Source organism: Geodermatophilus arenarius, assembly GCF_042654585.1.
Taxonomy (GTDB): Bacteria; Actinomycetota; Actinomycetes; order Mycobacteriales; family Geodermatophilaceae; genus Geodermatophilus; species Geodermatophilus arenarius.
This window is the reverse complement of sequence record NZ_JBHSGR010000017.1, coordinates 1-16,164: the sequence shown is the minus strand read 5'-3', so window position 1 is coordinate 16,164 and position 16,164 is coordinate 1. Positions and strand designations below refer to the sequence as shown.

The following is a 16,164-nucleotide window of genomic DNA, read 5'->3' as shown; positions in this document are numbered from 1 at the left end:
CACCGAGCGACGACACCGAGCCCCGCGGAGGTCCCCGTGCGCACGAACCGGCTCCTGCCCCTCGCCGCCGCGGCGGCCCTCGTCCTCTCCGCCTGCGGCGGCGGGGAGAGCGTCGACACCGGAGGAGGAGGCGGCGGCGGGGGAGGCGACGACGTCCTGGTCGCCGCGGTGAGCGCCGAGCCCGACCAGTTCGACCCGCACGTCACCAACGCCTACGCGAGCTTCCAGGTGCTGGAGAACGTCTACGACACCCTCGTCGTCCCCAGCGCCGAGGACCTCACGATGCAGCCGAGCCTGGCCGAGTCGTGGACGACCAGCCCCGACGGGCTGACCTGGACCTTCACCCTCCGGGACGGCGTCACCTTCCACGACGGCAGCGAGTTCGACTCCGCCGACGTCGTCTACAGCTACCGGCGGATCATCGACGAGGAGCTGTCCAACGCCTACCGCTTCGCCACGGTCGCCGACGTGCAGGCGCCCGACCCGCGGACCGTCGTCATCACCCTGACCCGGCCGACGCCGAACCTGCTCGAGCTCATCGGGTCGTTCAAGGGCATGGCGATCGTCTCGGAGAACGCCGCCGAGGAGTTCGACCTGCAGAGCGAGGCCAACGGCACCGGCCCGTTCCGGCTGGAGAGCTCCGACGCCAACGCCACCACCCTCACCACCTTCGACGACCACTGGGGCGGGGCGCCGGCCATCGACGGCGTCGAGTTCCGCTACATCGCCGAGCCCAGCTCCGCGCTGACCGCGCTGCGCAACGGCGAGGTCCAGTGGACCGACAACGTCCCGCCGCAGAACGTGGCGGACCTCGAGGACGACGAGGCGGTCGAGCTCGGCTCGGTCACCAGCGTCGAGTACTTCTACCTGTCGATGAACTACGCCGTCCCGCCGTTCGACAACCGGGACGTGCGCCGGGCGATCGCCACCGCGCTGGACCGCGACGAGATCACCCAGGCCGCCCGCTTCGGCGCCGCGCAGCCCAACCAGACGGCCATCCCCGAGGGCAGCCCCTGGTACCTGGACTACGCGCCGTTCACCCCGGACGAGGAGGCCGCCCGGCAGCTGCTGGCCCAGGCCGGCGTGCAGACGCCGCTGACGATGGGGCTGATGGTCACCGACGAGTACCCGGAGACGGTGGCCGCCGCCCAGGTGATCGCCAGCGAGCTCGAGCCGATCGGCATCCAGGTGGAGATCCAGGAGGAGGACTTCGCCACCTGGCTGGACCGGCAGTCCCAGGGCGACTTCGACGCCTTCATGCTCAGCTGGATCGGCAACATCGACCCGGCCGACTTCTACGAGAACCAGCACCTGTCCACCGGCGGCAGCAACTACCAGGGCTACAGCAACCCGCAGGTCGACGACCTGCTCACCCGCGCCGCCACGGAGCCGGACCAGGCCACCCGCAAGGGCCTCTACGACGAGGCCGCGCGGATCATCGTCGACGACGTCAGCTACCTGTACCTCTACAACCCCGACGAGGTGCAGGCCTGGGTGCCGGGGCTGACCGGCTACCAGGTGCGGGCCGACGCGGCGATCGACTTCGAGAACGTGGAGCTGCCCTGACCGGGTACCTGCTCCGGCGGGCCGGCCAGGCGATCGTGGTCCTGGCCGGCGTGAGCGTCCTGGTCTTCTCCCTCATCCACCTCGTGCGGGGCGACCCGATCCGCCTGGCCCTCGGCACGCGGTTCTCCCAGGAGACCTACGACGCCCTGCGGGAGCGCAGCGGGCTGGACCTCCCCCTGGTCCAGCAGTACTTCACCTGGGCCGGGCGGGCGGTCACCGGTGACCTCGGGGTCAGCTTCCGCAGCGGCGAGACGGTCACCTCGCTGATCGCCGAGCGGCTGCCGGCCACGCTGACGCTGGCCTTCGCGTCCCTGCTGGTCGCGCTGGTCATCGCGCTGCCGCTCGGGATGCTCTCGGCGCTGCACCCGCGGTCGTTCGTCGACCGGCTGGCCACCGTCGTCAGCCAGTTCGGCATCTCGGTGCCGGACTTCTGGCTGTCGATCATGCTGATCCTGGTGTTCGCCGGGACGCTGGGCTGGCTGCCCTCGGGCGGTTACGTCCCGCTGACCGAGGACCCGCTGGGCTGGGCGCAGCGGCTGGTGCTGCCGGCGGTCGCCACCGGCGTCGTCTCGGGCTCGGTGATCACCCGGTTCGTCCGGTCGAGCATGCTCGAGGCGCTGGGCTCCGACCACGTGCGGACGGCGCAGGCCAAGGGCGTCGGGACCCGCCAGGTGCTGACCTGGCACGTGCTGCGCAACGCCCTCCTGCCCCTGGTCACGGTCACCGGCGTGCAGCTGGCCTACCTGCTGTCCGGCGTCGTCGTCGTGGAGATCGTCTTCTCCTGGCCGGGGCTGGGGCAGCTGGCCTACCAGGCGGTGCGCGACCGGGACTTCCCCGTGCTGCAGGGCGCCGTCCTCCTGTTCGCCCTGGTCTTCCTCGTCATCAACCTGCTGGTGGACCTGCTCTACAGCCGCATCGACCCGAGGATCGCCCGCCGATGACGCAGCTGCCGACGCCGGGCGCCACCCCGGCCGCCCCCCCGCCCGCCGAGCCGCTGCCGACGGCGGCCCCGCCACGCCCCCGCTGGCGGGAGACGCTCGGCCTGCTGGCCCGCAACCCGACCGCCGCCGTCTCGGCCGTGGTCCTGCTCCTGATCGTGCTGATGGCGGTCTTCGACGAGACGCTCGCCCCCGACGGTCCCAACGAGCAGGACCCGTCGCTGCAGCTGCAGCCGCCGAGCTGGGACCACCCGTTCGGCACCGACGAGTTCGGCCGCGACATCCTCAGCCGGGTGATCCTGGGCGCGGCGACGTCGCTGCGGGTCGGGTTCCTGTCGGTCGCGTTCGCCCTGGTCGTCGGCACGCTCATCGGCCTGCTCGCCGGCTACTACGGCCGGTGGGTCGACGACACGCTGATGCGGCTGATGGACGTGCTGTTCGCCTTCCCGGCGGTGCTGCTGGCCATCGCGATCGTGGCCATCCGCGGCGCCGGGCCGGCCAACGCGATCCTCGCGATCGGCATCGTCTACGTGCCGATCTTCGCCCGGGTCACCCGCGCCAGCGTGCTCGGTGTGCGCGAGGAGGTGTACGTGCGGGCCTCGCGCTCGGTCGGCGCCTCGGACTGGCGGCTGATCACCCGGCACGTGCTGCCGAACGCCGCGCCGCCGATCATCGTGCAGACCTCGATCAGCCTGGCCTTCGCGGTGCTGGCCGAGGCGGCGCTGTCCTTTCTCGGCCTGGGCCCGCGCCGGCCCAACCCGTCGTGGGGGCTGATGCTCGCCGACGGCCGCGGCTTCATCGAGCAGGCCTGGTGGTACACGGTCTTCCCGGGCCTGGCGATCGTCGTCACGGTGCTGTGCTTCAACCTGCTCGGCGACGGGCTGCGCGACGTCCTCGACCCGCGGCAGCGCACCCTCATGGCCGGAGGCGGACGGTGAGCGCCCTGCCCGAGCCCGCGGTGGAACCGGTCCTGGAGGTCGAGGACCTGCGGGTGGACCTGCGCACCCCGCGCGGGACGGCGCACGTCGTCAACGGCCTGAGCTACACCGTCGGGCCGGGTGAGACGGTGGCCGTCGTCGGGGAGTCCGGCAGCGGCAAGAGTGTCTCGGTGCTCGCGCTGATGGGCCTGCTGCCGGCGCGGACGGCCACGGTGACCGGCCGGGCGCTGCTGCGGGGCGAGGACCTGCTCACCATGTCCCCCGACCGGCTGCGGCAGGTCCGCGGGCCCGGCGTCGGCATGGTCTTCCAGGACCCGATGACCTCGCTCAACCCGGTGCTCACCGTGGGCCGCCAACTCACCGAGGGCATCCGCGCGCACGGGGCGGTGTCGAAGGCCGCGGCCCGGGCGCGCGCGGTGGAGCTGCTCGGCGAGGTGGGCCTGCCCGACCCGGACCGCGCGGTGGACCGCTACCCCCACGAGCTGTCCGGCGGCATGCGGCAGCGGGTGGTCATCGCGATCGCGCTGGCCAACTCGCCGTCGCTGCTCATCGCCGACGAGGCGACGACGGCGCTCGACGTCACCGTGCAGGCGCAGATCCTGGACCTGGTCGAGCGGCTGCAGGCCGACCACGGCACCGGCGTCATCTGGATCACCCACGACCTCGGCGTCGTCGCCGGCGTCGCCGACCGGGTGCTGGTCATGTACGGCGGGCGCTGCGTGGAGGACGGCACGGTCGACGACGTCCTCGAGCGGCCGGTGCACCCCTACACCCGCGGCCTGCTCGGCGCGCTGCCCGACCTCGCCGCCGACGACGGCGGTGACCTGGCCACCATCCCCGGGACGCCGCCCGCGCCCACCGACCTGCCCGCCGGCTGCGTGTTCTGGCCGCGCTGCCCCGTGCGCGGCGACGCCCGCTGCGAGACCGAGCAGCCGCCGCTGGCCGTCGTCGGGTCCGGGCGCGCGGGGCTGCCGCACCGGGCGGCCACCTGGTGTGCGGAAGGGGAGGCGTCGTGACGTCGACGACGAAGCGGGAGGTCCTGGTCTCCGCGCGGGGCCTGGAGGTGCACTTCCCGGTCCGCTCGGGCGGGGTGCTGCGCCGCACCACCGGCGTGCTGCGCGCCGTCGACGGCGTGGACCTCGACGTGTACCGCGGCGAGACGCTGGGCCTGGTGGGGGAGTCCGGCTGCGGGAAGTCCACGCTGGGCAACGCGCTGCTGCGGCTGGTCCCGCCGACCGGCGGCACGGTCACCTTCGACGGCACGGACGTCACCGCGATGGGCAGGAAGGAGCTGCGCGAGCTGCGGCGCCGGGCCGGGATGGTGTTCCAGGACCCGTTCGCCTCCCTCGACCCGCGGCGCACGGTGGCGCAGACGGTGGCCGAGCCGCTGGAGGTCCACGGCCTGCACCCGGGGCGGCAGGCGCGGGCCGCGCGGGTGCGCGAGCTGCTCGAGCTGGTCGGCCTGGACCCGGCGGTGGCCGCCCGCTACCCGCACGAGTTCTCCGGCGGCCAGCGGCAGCGGGTCGGCATCGCCCGCGCACTCGCTGGCGAGCCGGACTTCCTGGTCTGCGACGAGGCGATCGCCTCCCTCGACGTCAGCGTGCAGGCGCAGGTGCTCAACCTGCTGCGGCGGCTGCAGCGGCAGCTCGGCCTCACGCTGCTGTTCGTCTCGCACGACCTGTCGGCGGTGCGGCACGTGTCCGACCGGATCGCGGTGATGTACCTGGGCCGGGTGGTCGAGGTCGGGCCCGCGGCCGCCGTCGCCGCCGAGCCGCAGATGCCCTATACGCGGGCGCTGCTGTCGGCGGTGCCGCTGCCGCACCCGGCGCTGGAGCGGTCCCGGCAGCGGATCGTGCTGCGCGGCGACGTCCCCTCACCGGCGCGGGTGCCCAGCGGCTGCCGGTTCCGCACCCGCTGTCCCGACGTGTTCGAGCCCTGCCCGGACGTCGACCCGGCGCTGCAGCCGGTCGGCTCGGCACCGGGGCACGTCGCCGCCTGCCACCTGCACGGCGTCGTCGGGAAGCCGGTGCAGCGCGAGCGGCCCGACGAGCCGGTCACCGCGGGCGACCCGGCGACCTGACCCGTCAGCCGCGGCCGCTGCGGGTGGGGCGCCGGCCCTGGCGGGAGCCCGAGCGGGGAGCCCGCCGCCCGTCCCGGCCGCCGGCGCGGGGGTGGCCGTCCCGGCCCCGCCCGCGCGGCGCGCTGCACGGGCGGCAGGTGGAGAACCACGGGGCGATGGCGGTGCCGCACTCGGCGCAGGCGCTGGACCGGCTGACCGCGATGGCGTCGGGCAGGAGCTCGCTGATCGCCTCGGCGCACTCCTCCTCGACCCAGGCGGCGTCGTCGGCGTCCAGGTCCGCGACCCCGGGGAACTGCCGCAGCAGCGCCTGGGCGTCGCGCGCGGCCGCGGCGGCCTGCTCGAACTCCTCGACGCTCCCGCCGACCGGGACGTCGGGCAGCACCAGCTCCGGCCGCACCGGCAGGCCCGCGGCGTGCCGCAGCGCGGCGCGGGCGAGCACCAGCCAGCGGGTGCGCCGCGGCGGCTCGTAGTCGATCGGCAGCTGCACCAGGCGCCAGACGGTGCGCAGGTCGCCCACGGCGCCGAGCGGCCCGCGCAGCAGCGGCAGCAGCGCCCGCACCCGCAGCACCAGCTCGCCGACGTCGTCCGGGGTCATCGCCCGGTCGCGGGTCGCCGTGTGCGCCCAGGCCTCCCAGCGGACCAGCGCCTCGGGCAGGTCGGCCGCCTCGAAGGCGCCGAGGTCCTCGAGCTCCGGGCGCAGCCGCGCCCCGCGGGCCGGCAGGTCGCTGACCCGCTCGCCGCGGGCCACCTCGGCGCCGACGGCCACGAGCGCCGCCGACGGCCGCAGCCCGGGCACGCCGGCCAGGACGCCGACCGTCCCGTGCCCGGTCAGGCCGTAGCGGCCGGCCCGCCCGGCGATCTGCGCGGCCTCCCAGCTGCGCAGCGGCCGCAGCTCGGTGCCGTCGAACTTCGTCGTCTCGGCGAACAGCACGGTCGTCGCGGGGACGTTGATGCCGTGGCCGATGACGTCGGTGGTGACGAGGACGTCGAGCTCGCCGGTGGTGAACCGCTCGATGACCTCGCGCCGGGTGGCCGGGGGCAGCGCGCCGTAGAGGACGCCCACCTTCCCGGGCCGGTGCCGGTCGAGCTCGGCGGCGACGGCGTAGACGGTCTTGCGGGAGAAGGCGACGACGAGGGTCTGCGGGCGGACGCGCGGGGTGCGCACCGGCGCGCGCAGGACGTCGAGCCGGGACAGCCGCCGGTGGTGGACGACCTCGACGTCGCCGGCGTCGGACACCAGCGGCGCCAGCTGCGGGTGGGCCTCGGCGGCCGCGATCAGGTGCATCTCGCGGTACTCGCCGGTGAGCAGCAGCCGGGCCCAGTGGTGGCCGCGGTCGGGGTCGGCGATCCAGTGCGACTCGTCGAGGACGAGCAGCTCGCCGCGCATCGGCGCCTTCTCCACCGTGCAGCAGAGGATCGCCGCCTGCGGGTGGACCTCCTCCTCGCCGGTGGACAGGCCGACGGCGCCCTCGGGCAGGCCCGCGGCGAGCTTGGCGTAGGCCTCGTGGGCGAGCTGGCGCAGCGGCGCGGCGTAGACGCCGGAGCCGGTGGCGGCCAGCGCCTGCAGCGACTCGTGGGTCTTGCCCGAGTTGGTCGGGCCGAGGTGGAACACGACCCGCCGCGGCGGGGTCGTGCGGACGGGCAGTTCCGGCGCGGCGTCCTCGACCCACAGCTGCTGGGCGCGCCGCTCGGCGCGGGCGGCATCGCGCTCGGCGGCGCGGTCCGCCGTCGTGGGGACGGGAGGGCGCTCGACGGCGGGGCGCCGCACCCGGCGGCGGGTGGACGGCGGGGGAGCGGTCTCGGGCAGGGGGTGTCCTTCGATCGGCGTGCGGGGCGGGGTCGACGCGACGGAGCCGCGGACCGGGTCGGGGGGACAACACCGTCCGGTCCCGGATCATGCCCGGCGCGGCCGCGGCGGGGCGCACAGCGCGGGGCGTCCCGGGTGGGTCCGCCCGGCGGGGCGGGTTAGCCTCCACCTGCCGGGAGGGCTCGCCTAGTGGCCGATGGCGGCGGTCTTGAAAACCGCTATGGGGTCAAACCCATCGTGGGTTCGAATCCCACGCCCTCCGCTCGCGCGCACCGACCGGGTGCTGCGCGCCCCTCCGTCCCTTAACCTGCCCCTCCGCACGAGATCCGAGTCGGACCGGTCCGGGGAGTGGCATGAGCGGAGGCGTGGCGCCGGAGGACCCCGCGCCCGAGGACCCCGCGCCCGAGGACCCGGTCCTCGCGCTGGCCCGCAGCCGGCGCTGGCTCGCCGAGGCGCAGCGGCTGGCCGCGATGGGCAGCTGGGAGTGGGACGTCCGCACCGGCGCGGTGACCTTCAGCGACGAGCTGTTCGCCGTCTACCGGCTCGACCCCGCCGTGGTGACGCCGACCTTCGAGCTCTGCATGCAGATGGTGCACCCCGACGACCGGAGCCGCGCCGAGCAGGCCATCCTCTCCGCCCTCGGCGCGGGCGGGGTGTTCGACTTCGACCACCGGGTCGTCTGCGGCGACGGCGCGCTCATCTGGGTGCGCGCCCGCGGGTCGGTCACCCGGGACGAGGCGGGCGACGCCGTGCTCCTGGTCGGCACGGCGCAGGACATCAGCGAGCGGGTGGCGATCGAGGCGCGCCTGCAGGAGAGCGAGCGGCGGCTGCTGGAGGCGCAGCGGGTGGCGCGGCTGGGCCGGTGGGACTGGGACGTCGTCACCGACACGGTGACCTGGTCCGACGAGATGTACCGCATCTTCGGCGTGCCGCCGGACGCGCTGGTGCCCACCGTCGAGGGCTACCTGGCGCGGGTGCACCCCGAGGACCGGGCCGAGCTGGTGCGGCTGCTCGCCGACGTCCGCGCCGGCCGGGAGGAGTACGGCCTCGAGCACCGGGTGCTGCGCGCCGACGGCACCACCGGCTGGGTGGCCTGCCGCGCCGCCGTCGAGCGGGACGCACACGGCGCGGAGGTGCGCGTCCACGGCACCGCCACCGACGTCACCGAGCGCAAGGCGGCCGAGCTGGCGGCCGCCCGGGCCGCCGCGGAGCAGGCCGCGCAGGCCGAGCAGCTGCGCCGGCTGGCCTTCACCGACCCGCTCACCGGCCTGGCCAACCGGGCGCTGTTCGCCGACCGGCTGGCCCACGCCCTCGAGGCGCGGTCGCCCGCCGGCGTGAGCGTGCTGCTGATCGACCTCGACGACTTCAAGGACGTCAACGACGTGCTGGGCCACCAGGCCGGCGACCGGCTGCTGGTCGAGGTCGCCGAGCGGCTCACGCGGTGCGTCCGACCCGAGGACACGGTCGCCCGCCTCGGCGGGGACGAGTTCGCCGTCGTCCTGGCCGAGGCCGACCACGGCGAGCAGGTGGCCCGGCGCATCAGCGCCGCCCTCGACGCCCCGGTCCGGTTCGGCGACCGGCAGCTGGTGCCCAGCGGCAGCATCGGCCTGGCCCGCAGCGCCGGCGGCGAGCACGTCCCCGCCGAGGCGCTGCTGCAGCAGGCCGACATCGCGATGTACGCCGCCAAGCAGGCCGGCAAGGGGCGGCACGCGGTCTTCGACCCGACCATGTCGACGGCGGTCCTCGCCCGCGCCGACGTCGAGAACGGCCTCCGGCAGGCGCTCGAGGACGACGGGTTCGTCGTCCACCTGCAGCCGCTGGTCGACGTCCGCACCCGCGCGGCCACCCGGGTCGAGGCGCTGGTGCGCTGGCCGCGCCCCGGCGGCCTGGCGCTGCCGGCGGAGTTCCTGCCCGTCGCCGAGCGCAGCGGGCTCGTGCGCGCGCTCGGCCAGCGGGTGCTGCGCACCGCGTGCCTGCGGCTGTCCGGCTGGCTGGCGGCGGACCGGCGCCGGTCGGTGTCGGTCAACGTCTCGCCGGTGCAGCTGCGGGAGCCGGACTTCGCGACGACGGTCCTCGGCGTCCTGGCCGGCACCGGCGTGCGCCCCGGGCAGCTGCTGCTCGAGGTGACCGAGACGGTGTTCCTCGAGGCCGGGCCCCGGGTGGTCGGCCAGCTCGACGAGCTGCGGGCGGCGGGCATCCGGGTGGCCATCGACGACTTCGGGACCGGCTACTCCTCCCTGGGCCGGCTGCAGGCCCTGCCCGTCGACGGCATCAAGATCGACCGCTCGTTCGTGCAGCAGATCGGCGACGGCGCCGACGACCAGCCGATCCTCACCGCCATGGTCACGCTCGCGCACTGCCTGGGCCTGGAGGTCACCGCCGAGGGCGTGGAGACCGGCGTGCAGGCGGCCCGGCTGGTCGAGCTCGGCGTGGACCACTTGCAGGGCCACCACCTCGCCCGTCCGGTGCCGCCCGAGGACCTGGCCGGCGCGGTCGCCGCCGCCGGCGCCGTCCTGCAGGCCGCCGGGGACCGGTCCGCGGGGCGGGGCCGGGAGCCCGTCGTGCTGCTCGCCGCGCCCGACGACGCCCGCAGCCGGGCGCTGCGCGGCGTCCTGCTGCGCGACGGCCTCCCCGTCGTCGTGCCGGGGGCGGCCGCGCCGGAGGCCGACGCCGTCCTGCTCGTGACCGGCCGGGGCCGGGACGCCGTCGACCGGATGGCGGAGCTGGGCGCCGTGCCGGGGACCGCCGTCCTCGTGCTCTGCGACGACGCCGACCGGGCCACCCGGGCGCGGCTGCTCACGGCCGGCGCCGACGACGTCCTCGTCGACCCCGACTGCTGCCCGCCCGGCCTGGCCGACCGGCTCCGGGCGGTGGTGCGGACGGCGGCCGCCGAGGCGCACCGGCGCGACTGACCCCGCGGAGGTGCGCGGCGCGTCCCGCGGACCCGCCGGGGTTCCTCTCACCCCTGTGGGTGGGTCGGCTCATCCCGGGGGCCGCTGCTGCCGAAGAGCGGGTGTGGCCATCCACCGGGGACTGAGAGCCCGGCAGCCGCGCGCCGCCGCCCGCTCGCTGGTCCTCGTGCTGGGCATCTCCGCGGGCGCCCTCGCCGCGGTCAACGGTTTCGGTGCGAACGCCGCCTCGCCGCTGACCCTGGCGGCGTGCTGGATCGTCGTCGCCGTCCTCGTCGCGAGCGCCGTCGCGTGCCGTCGTCTCGCGCCCGAGCGGCTCGACCGCTCTGGCGTGTTCCCCCTGCTCGCGGTGACCGGGGTCCTGCTGGTCGCGGGGCTGAACCTCGTGACCGAGGACCCGTCGGCCGGCGCCCAGGCCTTCCTCGCGTTCCCGGTGCTGTGGGCGGCCGCCCACCTCCGGCGGGCGGCCGTCACGCTGGTCACGGCCCTGGCCGTGGCGGCGAACGCCACCGTGCTGCTGCACCTGGTGCCGGTCGAGAACGCGGTCAGCGACGCCCTCCTCCTCGGCACCGTGCTCGCCGTGGTCGCCGTGATGCTGGAACGGGCCGGCGCGGTGCAGGAGCGGCTGGTCGAGGCCCTGGAGCAACAGGCCACCGTGGACACCCTCACCGGCCTGGTCAACCGCCGGGTCTTCGACGACGCGCTCGCCGTCGCGCTCACCGGCCCCGCCGGCGCCGACGGCACCGCCCTGCTGCTGCTCGACGTCGACTCGTTCAAGCAGATCAACGACCAGCACGGCCACCCCGTCGGCGACGACGCGCTGGTCCACCTCGCCGGGATCATCCGGCGGCAGATCCGCGCCGGCGACGCCGTCCTGTCCCGGCTGGGCGGCGACGAGCTCGCCGTCCTGCTGCCCGGGTGCACCGCCGAGGTCGCCGTCGCCCGCGCCGAGTCGGTGCTCGGGACGGTGCTGTCCACGCCGCTCGCGCTCCCCGACGGCAGCCTGCTGGCGATGTCGGTGAGCGTCGGGGTGGCGCACGCCCGCGGCGCCGCGGTCGGGATGCGCGAGTTCTACGCCGCCGCCGACCGGGCCCTGTACCGCGCCAAGCGCGCCGGCCGCGGCCGCGTCGAGGTCGCCCCCGCGTAGCGGCGGCTCAGCGCAGGTGCCGGGCCGCGGCCGCCAGCGTGCGGGCGGTGAGCCGGCCGTCGGCCAGGCCCAGCGCCACGACGTCGTCGAACACCCGCTGGTCGCCCGCCGCCGCGCGGAACGCCGCGTCCATCACCCGGGGCCACCGGCTGACCCACGACGCCGCCGACGCCGACCGGTGGTGCGCGCCCAGCCGCCGCCGCAGCGCCCTCCGGTGCACCGCGCCCGCGGCCGCCCCCGCCGACGCGGCCGCCCCGGCCAGCGCCCCGGACAGCACCGCGTAGAAGATCCCCTCGCCGGTCATCGGGTTGACCAGCGACGCCGCGTCGCCGGCCAGCAGCACCCGCCCGTCGGGCTGCCGCGGCCGGCCGGTGGACAGCGGCAGCCGGTGCGCCCGCAGCCCCCCGGGCTCGACCCCGGGCAGCAGCCGGTGCAGCCCCTCCACCAGCGCCGCCCGGGTGGCCCCGCCGGAGACCAGCTCGCCGTAGCCGACGTTGGCCCGCCCGTCGCCGAGCGGGAACGACCACGCGTAGGCAGGCCAGCGCTGCTCGGTGGTCACCAGCACCTGGGTGCCGCCCTGGCCGGACAGCTCGGGCGCGTAGCCGCGCAGCGCCACAGCCATCCGGTCGTCGGGGTTGCGCGGCAGGCCCAGCGCCCGCCGCACGACGGACTCCGCGCCGTCGGCCCCGACCAGCACCCCGGCGGTGAGCACGCCGTCGACGTCGACGCCGTCCGGTCCCGGCGTGACCCGGCGGACGGCGTGCCGCCGGAACACCGCCCCCGCGTCGAGGGCCGCGGCGAGCACGCGGGCGTCGAACACCGCGCGCGGCACCACCGACGACGGCCGGTGCGTGGCCCGCTCCACCGCCGCGCCCCCGGGCGAGCGCAGGGACAGCCGCGGCGCGGGCGCGTAGCCGGCGGTCAGCGCGGCGACGTCGGCGCCCAGCCCGGCGAGCACGTCGAGTGCCTCGGGGGCGATGCCGTCGCCGCAGACCTTGTCGCGCGGGAAGTCGGCCCGGTCGAGGACGAGCACCGAGGCGCCGTCGCGCCGCGCGGCCAGCGCCGCCGCCGCGCCCGCCGGGCCGCCCCCGACCACGACGACGTCCCAGCGCTCCACGGGGGCGACGCTAGGCAGCGCCGCGGCCGGCGGCCAGCCGGGCGCTGTCCCGCCGCCCGGTCCCGGCGCAGGGTGGCCGGGTGACCGCACCCGACGAGCGCGAGCTGCTGCTGCGCCTGCTGGCCGACCAGCGCACCGCGCTGCGCAACGCCCTGTACGGGCTCACCGAAGAGCAGGCGCGCGCGACCCCGAGCGCCAGCGAGCTGTCGCTGTCCGCGCTGCTCGAGCACGTGACCCAGGGCGAGCGGGCCGACCTGGCCGGGCGGGTCGGGCGCCGTCCGCACGCGGTGGAGGGCGATCCGCGGGCCGAGTGGATGGCCGGGTCCACCGTCGTCCCCGGCGAGACCGTGGAGGTCCTGCTGCACCGGCAGGCGGAGGTGGCGCGCGAGACCGAGGAGGTCGTGCGCGCCGAGCGCGACCTGGACCGGGTGGTCGCGGTCCCCGACGGCGTCGCGCGCTGGCTGCCCGGGGGCACCGTGTCCACCGTCCGCTGGCTGCTCCTGCACCAGATCGCGGAGCAGGCCCGGCACGCCGGCCACGCCGACGTCGTCCGCGAGTCGATCGACGGCAAGGGCGCCTGGCAGCTGGAGGCCGAGGCGCAGGGCACCGCCGCTCCGACCTGGACCTAGGGCGGGGTGGGCGCCCACTTCCGCGGCGGGTGCTGGTAGCCCTCGACGAAGGCGAGCAGCCCGGCCGCGTCGGTGACCACACCGAGCGCGTCGAGCCGGCGCCGCTCGAGGTAGCCGTCGTCGGCCATGCGGCCCAGCTGGGCGAGCAGCGGCTGCCAGAACCCGTCGACGTCGAGCAGCACCACCGGCTTGGCGTGCAGGCCGAGCATCCCCCAGGTCCAGGCCTCGAAGAGCTCCTCGAGCGTGCCGGCGGCCCCGGGCAGCGCGACGAAGGCGTCGGAGAGCTCGGCCATCCGCGCCTTGCGCTCGTGCATGGAGGCCACGACCTCCAGCCGCGGCAGGCCGGGGTGGGCCAGCTCGTCGTCGACGAGGTGCTGGGCGATCACCCCGACCACCTCGCCACCGGCGGCCAGGGCGGCGTCGGCGACGACGCCCATCAGCCCGACGTGCCCGCCGCCGTAGACGACCCCGACGCCGGCCTCGGCCAGGCCCGTGGCCAGGTGCGCGGCGGCCCTCCGGTGCGACTCCGGCCCGGGCCGGCTGCCGGTGAAGACGGCGATCCGCATGCGCTGGTGGCTAGCCGCCGTAGTAGCGGTAGACCGGCTCGGCGGTGCAGGCCGGCTTCTCGCTGCCCTCGCGCTCGACGACGGCGGAGAAGGTCAGCTGCAGCCCGCCGGCGACCTGCTCGACGTCCTTGAGGGTGGCGGTCAGCCGCACGCGGGAGCCGACCGGCACCGGCGAGGGGAAGCGCACCTTGTTCAGGCCGTAGTTGACGCCCATGGCGGTGTCGGTGACCGCGAAGACCTGCGCGAACAGCGGCACGAGCAGCGACAGCGTGAGGTAGCCGTGCGCGATCGGCCCGCCGAAGGGGCTCTCGGCCTTCGCCCGCTCGACGTCGACGTGGATCCACTGGTGGTCGCCGGTCGCGTCGGCGAAGGTGTCCACCCGGTCCTGCGTGACCTCGAACCAGTCGCTGGTGCCCAGCTCCTGCCCGATGAGGCCCGGGACCTCGGCCATCGTCGTCGTGGTCGCCATGCGGGGTGCCTCCGTCGTCGTCGCCGGTCGTCCTCCCGGATCCTGCCAGTGCGGTTCACCGGCTCCCCCGCCGGCTGCGGTTCACTTGTCCGGGTGGCGACCATCCGTCTGACCCCCACCGACGGCTGGACCACCTGCTCCCTGGGCCACCGGCACTGGGGCCGGGCCGGCGCGGCCGGCCTGCTGGTGCACCGCGACGGCGGCGACGGCCCCGAGCTGCTGCTGCAGCACCGCGCCCTGTGGTCGCACCACGGCGGGACGTGGGGGACGCCGGGCGGGGCGCTGCACGTGGACGAGACGCCCGAGCAGGGCGCGCTGCGGGAGGTCGAGGAGGAGCTCGGGCTGGCCGCCGCCGACCTCGTGCTCGGCGCCCGCTCGGTCGACGACCACGGCGGCTGGGCCTACACGACCGTCCTGGCCCGCCCGGTCGGCGACCTCGACCCGTCGCGGCTGCGGCTCGACGGCGAGAGCACCGGCGTCGCGTGGGTGCCGCTGGCCGCGCTGCACCAGGTCGCGCTGCACCCAGGGCTGGCCGCCTCGATGGACCGGCTGCGGCCGCTGCTCGCCGCCTGAGCTCAGCCGACCGTCACGGTCAGCGCCCGGTGGTCGCCCACGCCCAGCCGGTGGGCGGCGGCGTCCCGGGCGGTCACCCGGCCCAGCGCGAGCAGGTGGTCCAGCTGCAGGCGCGGCCCGTGCGCCGGGAAGCTCGCCTCCCGCACGAGTGCGGTCGCGCCGAGCAGCCGCGCCGGCAGCCCGCCGGGCAGGTTGAGGTCGCCGGCGACGACCACCGGCCCGGGCAGGGACGTCACCCAGCGCCGCAGCCGGCGCAGCTGCCGCACCGCCGTCGGCGGCGAGAACGACAGGTGGGTGGCCACCACGGTCAGCCCGTCCAGGCAGGCGGCGATGGCGACCCGCGGCTCGTCGGGCACCCACCACAGCCGCGGCCGGCCGGTGGCCGGGTCCGGCGCCCGCAGCGGCAGCCGGGCGCGGCCGGACCCCAGCCCGAGCACCGCCCAGTCCCGCGCCGGGCGGCGGACCAGCAGCGCGACGCCGTACGCGGGGCCGTCCGGCGCGCGCTCCGGCCCGCGCAGCCCGGGCGGGTCGGCAGCGGACCACGTGCCGCGGAACGGGCTCGGCGTCCCGGTGAGCGTGGCCGCGTGCCGCCAGTCGCCCGCGCCCAGCGCGCCGGCGAGCACCGCGGCCTGGTCGGTGCCGCCCGAGCGGGGCTGGCCGACGTCGACCTCCTGGACGGCGAGCACGTCGACGTCGAACCCGGCGACCGCCGCGGCGAGCGCGGCCGGGGCCAGCGCGCGGCCGTCGGCGCCGCGACCGGAGGCGAGGTTGAGGGTGCCCACGCGCAGGGCGGCGCCGTCGGGCACGGGTCCGACGCTAGCGGCGGCGGGTCGCCCGTGCGCGGGACTCGGCTGGCCAGCGCAACCACCGGGCTGGTACTTCGTTGTACCGGACGTGTGAGGGCAGTCTCACCACCTCGACGGAGAGGGGTCGACCCATGGGCGCGCGGCACCGCGCAACGGAGGACGTCGTGGCAGGGGACCCGGCGGCCGCCGCCGAGCCGGCTCCCGAGACCGCGGGGCAGCGCTTCTGGTGGCGCGTGCTCATGTCCTTCGCCGTCACCGGGATCGTCGTCTCCCCGCTGATGGCCACGGCCGGCGCGGACGTCTCGGGAGCCGTGGCCGGCGACCGCGGCACGGGCGTCTACTCCGGCGACGACGCGGTCGCGCAGCCCCCGACCTACGCCCGGCTGACGCCGTCCTTCGGCGTCCCCGGCACGCCCGACGGCTTCCTCTTCCCGGGCTTCGGCACCACGGTCTCGTCGCAGCGCGCCACCGCGGGCACGGGGCCCTCCGCCGGGCTGACCGGCATCGCCGGCTCGGTCGCGGCCGCGACGACCGGTGCCGCCGCGCCCGCCGCCCCCGCTCCCGCCGCCCCCGCTCCCGCCGACCCCGCCGCCCCGGACCCGGCCGGCACCTCGCGTCC

15 protein-coding genes and 1 tRNA gene are annotated in these 16,164 nt (G+C 76.6%); 11 read left to right on the top strand and 5 right to left on the bottom strand.

Going from position 1 to position 16,164, the window contains the following annotated elements; translation table 11 throughout:
* Positions 1–36: 36 nt before the first annotated feature.
* The 5 genes from ACFO3M_RS15395 to ACFO3M_RS15375 are packed head-to-tail and all read left to right on the top strand — an operon-like array spanning position 37 to position 5,522.
* Positions 37–1,566, top strand: coding sequence for an ABC transporter substrate-binding protein (locus ACFO3M_RS15395; protein WP_387990447.1), 1,530 nt, complete (start codon positions 37–39; stop codon positions 1,564–1,566).
* Entirely contained in the window at positions 1,563–2,507 is a 945-nt protein-coding gene (locus tag ACFO3M_RS15390; protein ID WP_387990698.1) for an ABC transporter permease, read from the top strand. Before ACFO3M_RS15395 ends, ACFO3M_RS15390 begins: the two co-directional genes overlap by 4 nt.
* Positions 2,504–3,442: an ABC transporter permease gene (locus tag ACFO3M_RS15385; protein WP_387990445.1), complete on the top strand. Its 939-nt coding sequence runs from the start codon at positions 2,504–2,506 to the stop codon at positions 3,440–3,442. The genes ACFO3M_RS15390 and ACFO3M_RS15385 overlap by 4 nt, the downstream gene beginning before the upstream one ends.
* A complete protein-coding gene (locus ACFO3M_RS15380; protein WP_387990442.1) occupies positions 3,439–4,458 on the top strand; it encodes an ABC transporter ATP-binding protein in 1,020 nt (339 codons plus the stop codon). Before ACFO3M_RS15385 ends, ACFO3M_RS15380 begins: the two co-directional genes overlap by 4 nt.
* Positions 4,455–5,522: an ABC transporter ATP-binding protein gene (locus ACFO3M_RS15375; RefSeq protein WP_387990439.1), complete on the top strand. Its 1,068-nt coding sequence runs from the start codon at positions 4,455–4,457 to the stop codon at positions 5,520–5,522. The genes ACFO3M_RS15380 and ACFO3M_RS15375 overlap by 4 nt, the downstream gene beginning before the upstream one ends.
* Before the next feature lie 4 nt (positions 5,523–5,526).
* Here ACFO3M_RS15375 and ACFO3M_RS15370 read toward each other — a convergent pair whose 3' ends face one another.
* Positions 5,527–7,290 (bottom strand): helicase-related protein, encoded by a 1,764-nt coding sequence (locus ACFO3M_RS15370; protein WP_387990437.1) that lies wholly within the window; start codon positions 7,288–7,290, stop codon positions 5,527–5,529.
* A 214-nt stretch (positions 7,291–7,504) separates the two neighbouring features.
* Between ACFO3M_RS15370 and ACFO3M_RS15365 the strand changes: the two genes are divergently transcribed.
* From ACFO3M_RS15365 to ACFO3M_RS15355, 3 genes are all read left to right on the top strand, one after another.
* Positions 7,505–7,591: transfer RNA gene (locus ACFO3M_RS15365), tRNA-Ser, on the top strand.
* Between the two features lie 91 nt (positions 7,592–7,682).
* Positions 7,683–10,241: an EAL domain-containing protein gene (locus ACFO3M_RS15360; RefSeq protein ID WP_387990434.1), complete on the top strand. Its 2,559-nt coding sequence runs from the start codon at positions 7,683–7,685 to the stop codon at positions 10,239–10,241.
* Positions 10,242–10,344: 103 nt separating this feature from the next.
* On the top strand, positions 10,345–11,385 hold the full coding sequence (locus ACFO3M_RS15355; RefSeq protein WP_387990431.1) for a GGDEF domain-containing protein: 1,041 nt from the start codon (positions 10,345–10,347) through the stop codon (positions 11,383–11,385).
* A 7-nt stretch (positions 11,386–11,392) separates the two neighbouring features.
* Here ACFO3M_RS15355 and ACFO3M_RS15350 read toward each other — a convergent pair whose 3' ends face one another.
* Entirely contained in the window at positions 11,393–12,502 is a 1,110-nt protein-coding gene (locus ACFO3M_RS15350; RefSeq protein ID WP_387990429.1) for an NAD(P)/FAD-dependent oxidoreductase, read from the bottom strand.
* Between the two features lie 80 nt (positions 12,503–12,582).
* Between ACFO3M_RS15350 and ACFO3M_RS15345 the strand changes: the two genes are divergently transcribed.
* Entirely contained in the window at positions 12,583–13,131 is a 549-nt protein-coding gene (locus ACFO3M_RS15345) for a mycothiol transferase (RefSeq protein WP_387990427.1), read from the top strand.
* Here ACFO3M_RS15345 and ACFO3M_RS15340 read toward each other — a convergent pair.
* On the bottom strand, positions 13,128–13,697 hold the full coding sequence (locus ACFO3M_RS15340) for an LOG family protein (protein ID WP_387990424.1): 570 nt from the start codon (positions 13,695–13,697) through the stop codon (positions 13,128–13,130). The genes ACFO3M_RS15345 and ACFO3M_RS15340 overlap by 4 nt on opposite strands.
* A 10-nt stretch (positions 13,698–13,707) precedes the next feature.
* The gene (locus tag ACFO3M_RS15335) at positions 13,708–14,166 is read right to left on the bottom strand and encodes a MaoC family dehydratase (protein WP_387990421.1); all 459 of its coding nucleotides are present in this window, start codon (positions 14,164–14,166) and stop codon (positions 13,708–13,710) included.
* 93 nt (positions 14,167–14,259) lie between these two features.
* Between ACFO3M_RS15335 and ACFO3M_RS15330 the strand changes: the two genes are divergently transcribed.
* A complete protein-coding gene (locus ACFO3M_RS15330) occupies positions 14,260–14,739 on the top strand; it encodes an NUDIX domain-containing protein (RefSeq protein ID WP_387990418.1) in 480 nt (159 codons plus the stop codon).
* A gap of 2 nt (positions 14,740–14,741) precedes the next feature.
* Here ACFO3M_RS15330 and ACFO3M_RS15325 read toward each other — a convergent pair whose 3' ends face one another.
* Positions 14,742–15,545: an endonuclease/exonuclease/phosphatase family protein gene (locus tag ACFO3M_RS15325; protein ID WP_387990415.1), complete on the bottom strand. Its 804-nt coding sequence runs from the start codon at positions 15,543–15,545 to the stop codon at positions 14,742–14,744.
* A 164-nt stretch (positions 15,546–15,709) separates the two neighbouring features.
* Here ACFO3M_RS15325 and ACFO3M_RS15320 point away from each other — a divergent pair.
* A partial coding sequence (locus ACFO3M_RS15320) for a hypothetical protein (RefSeq protein ID WP_387990412.1) occupies positions 15,710–16,164 on the top strand: 455 nt, incomplete at its 3' end.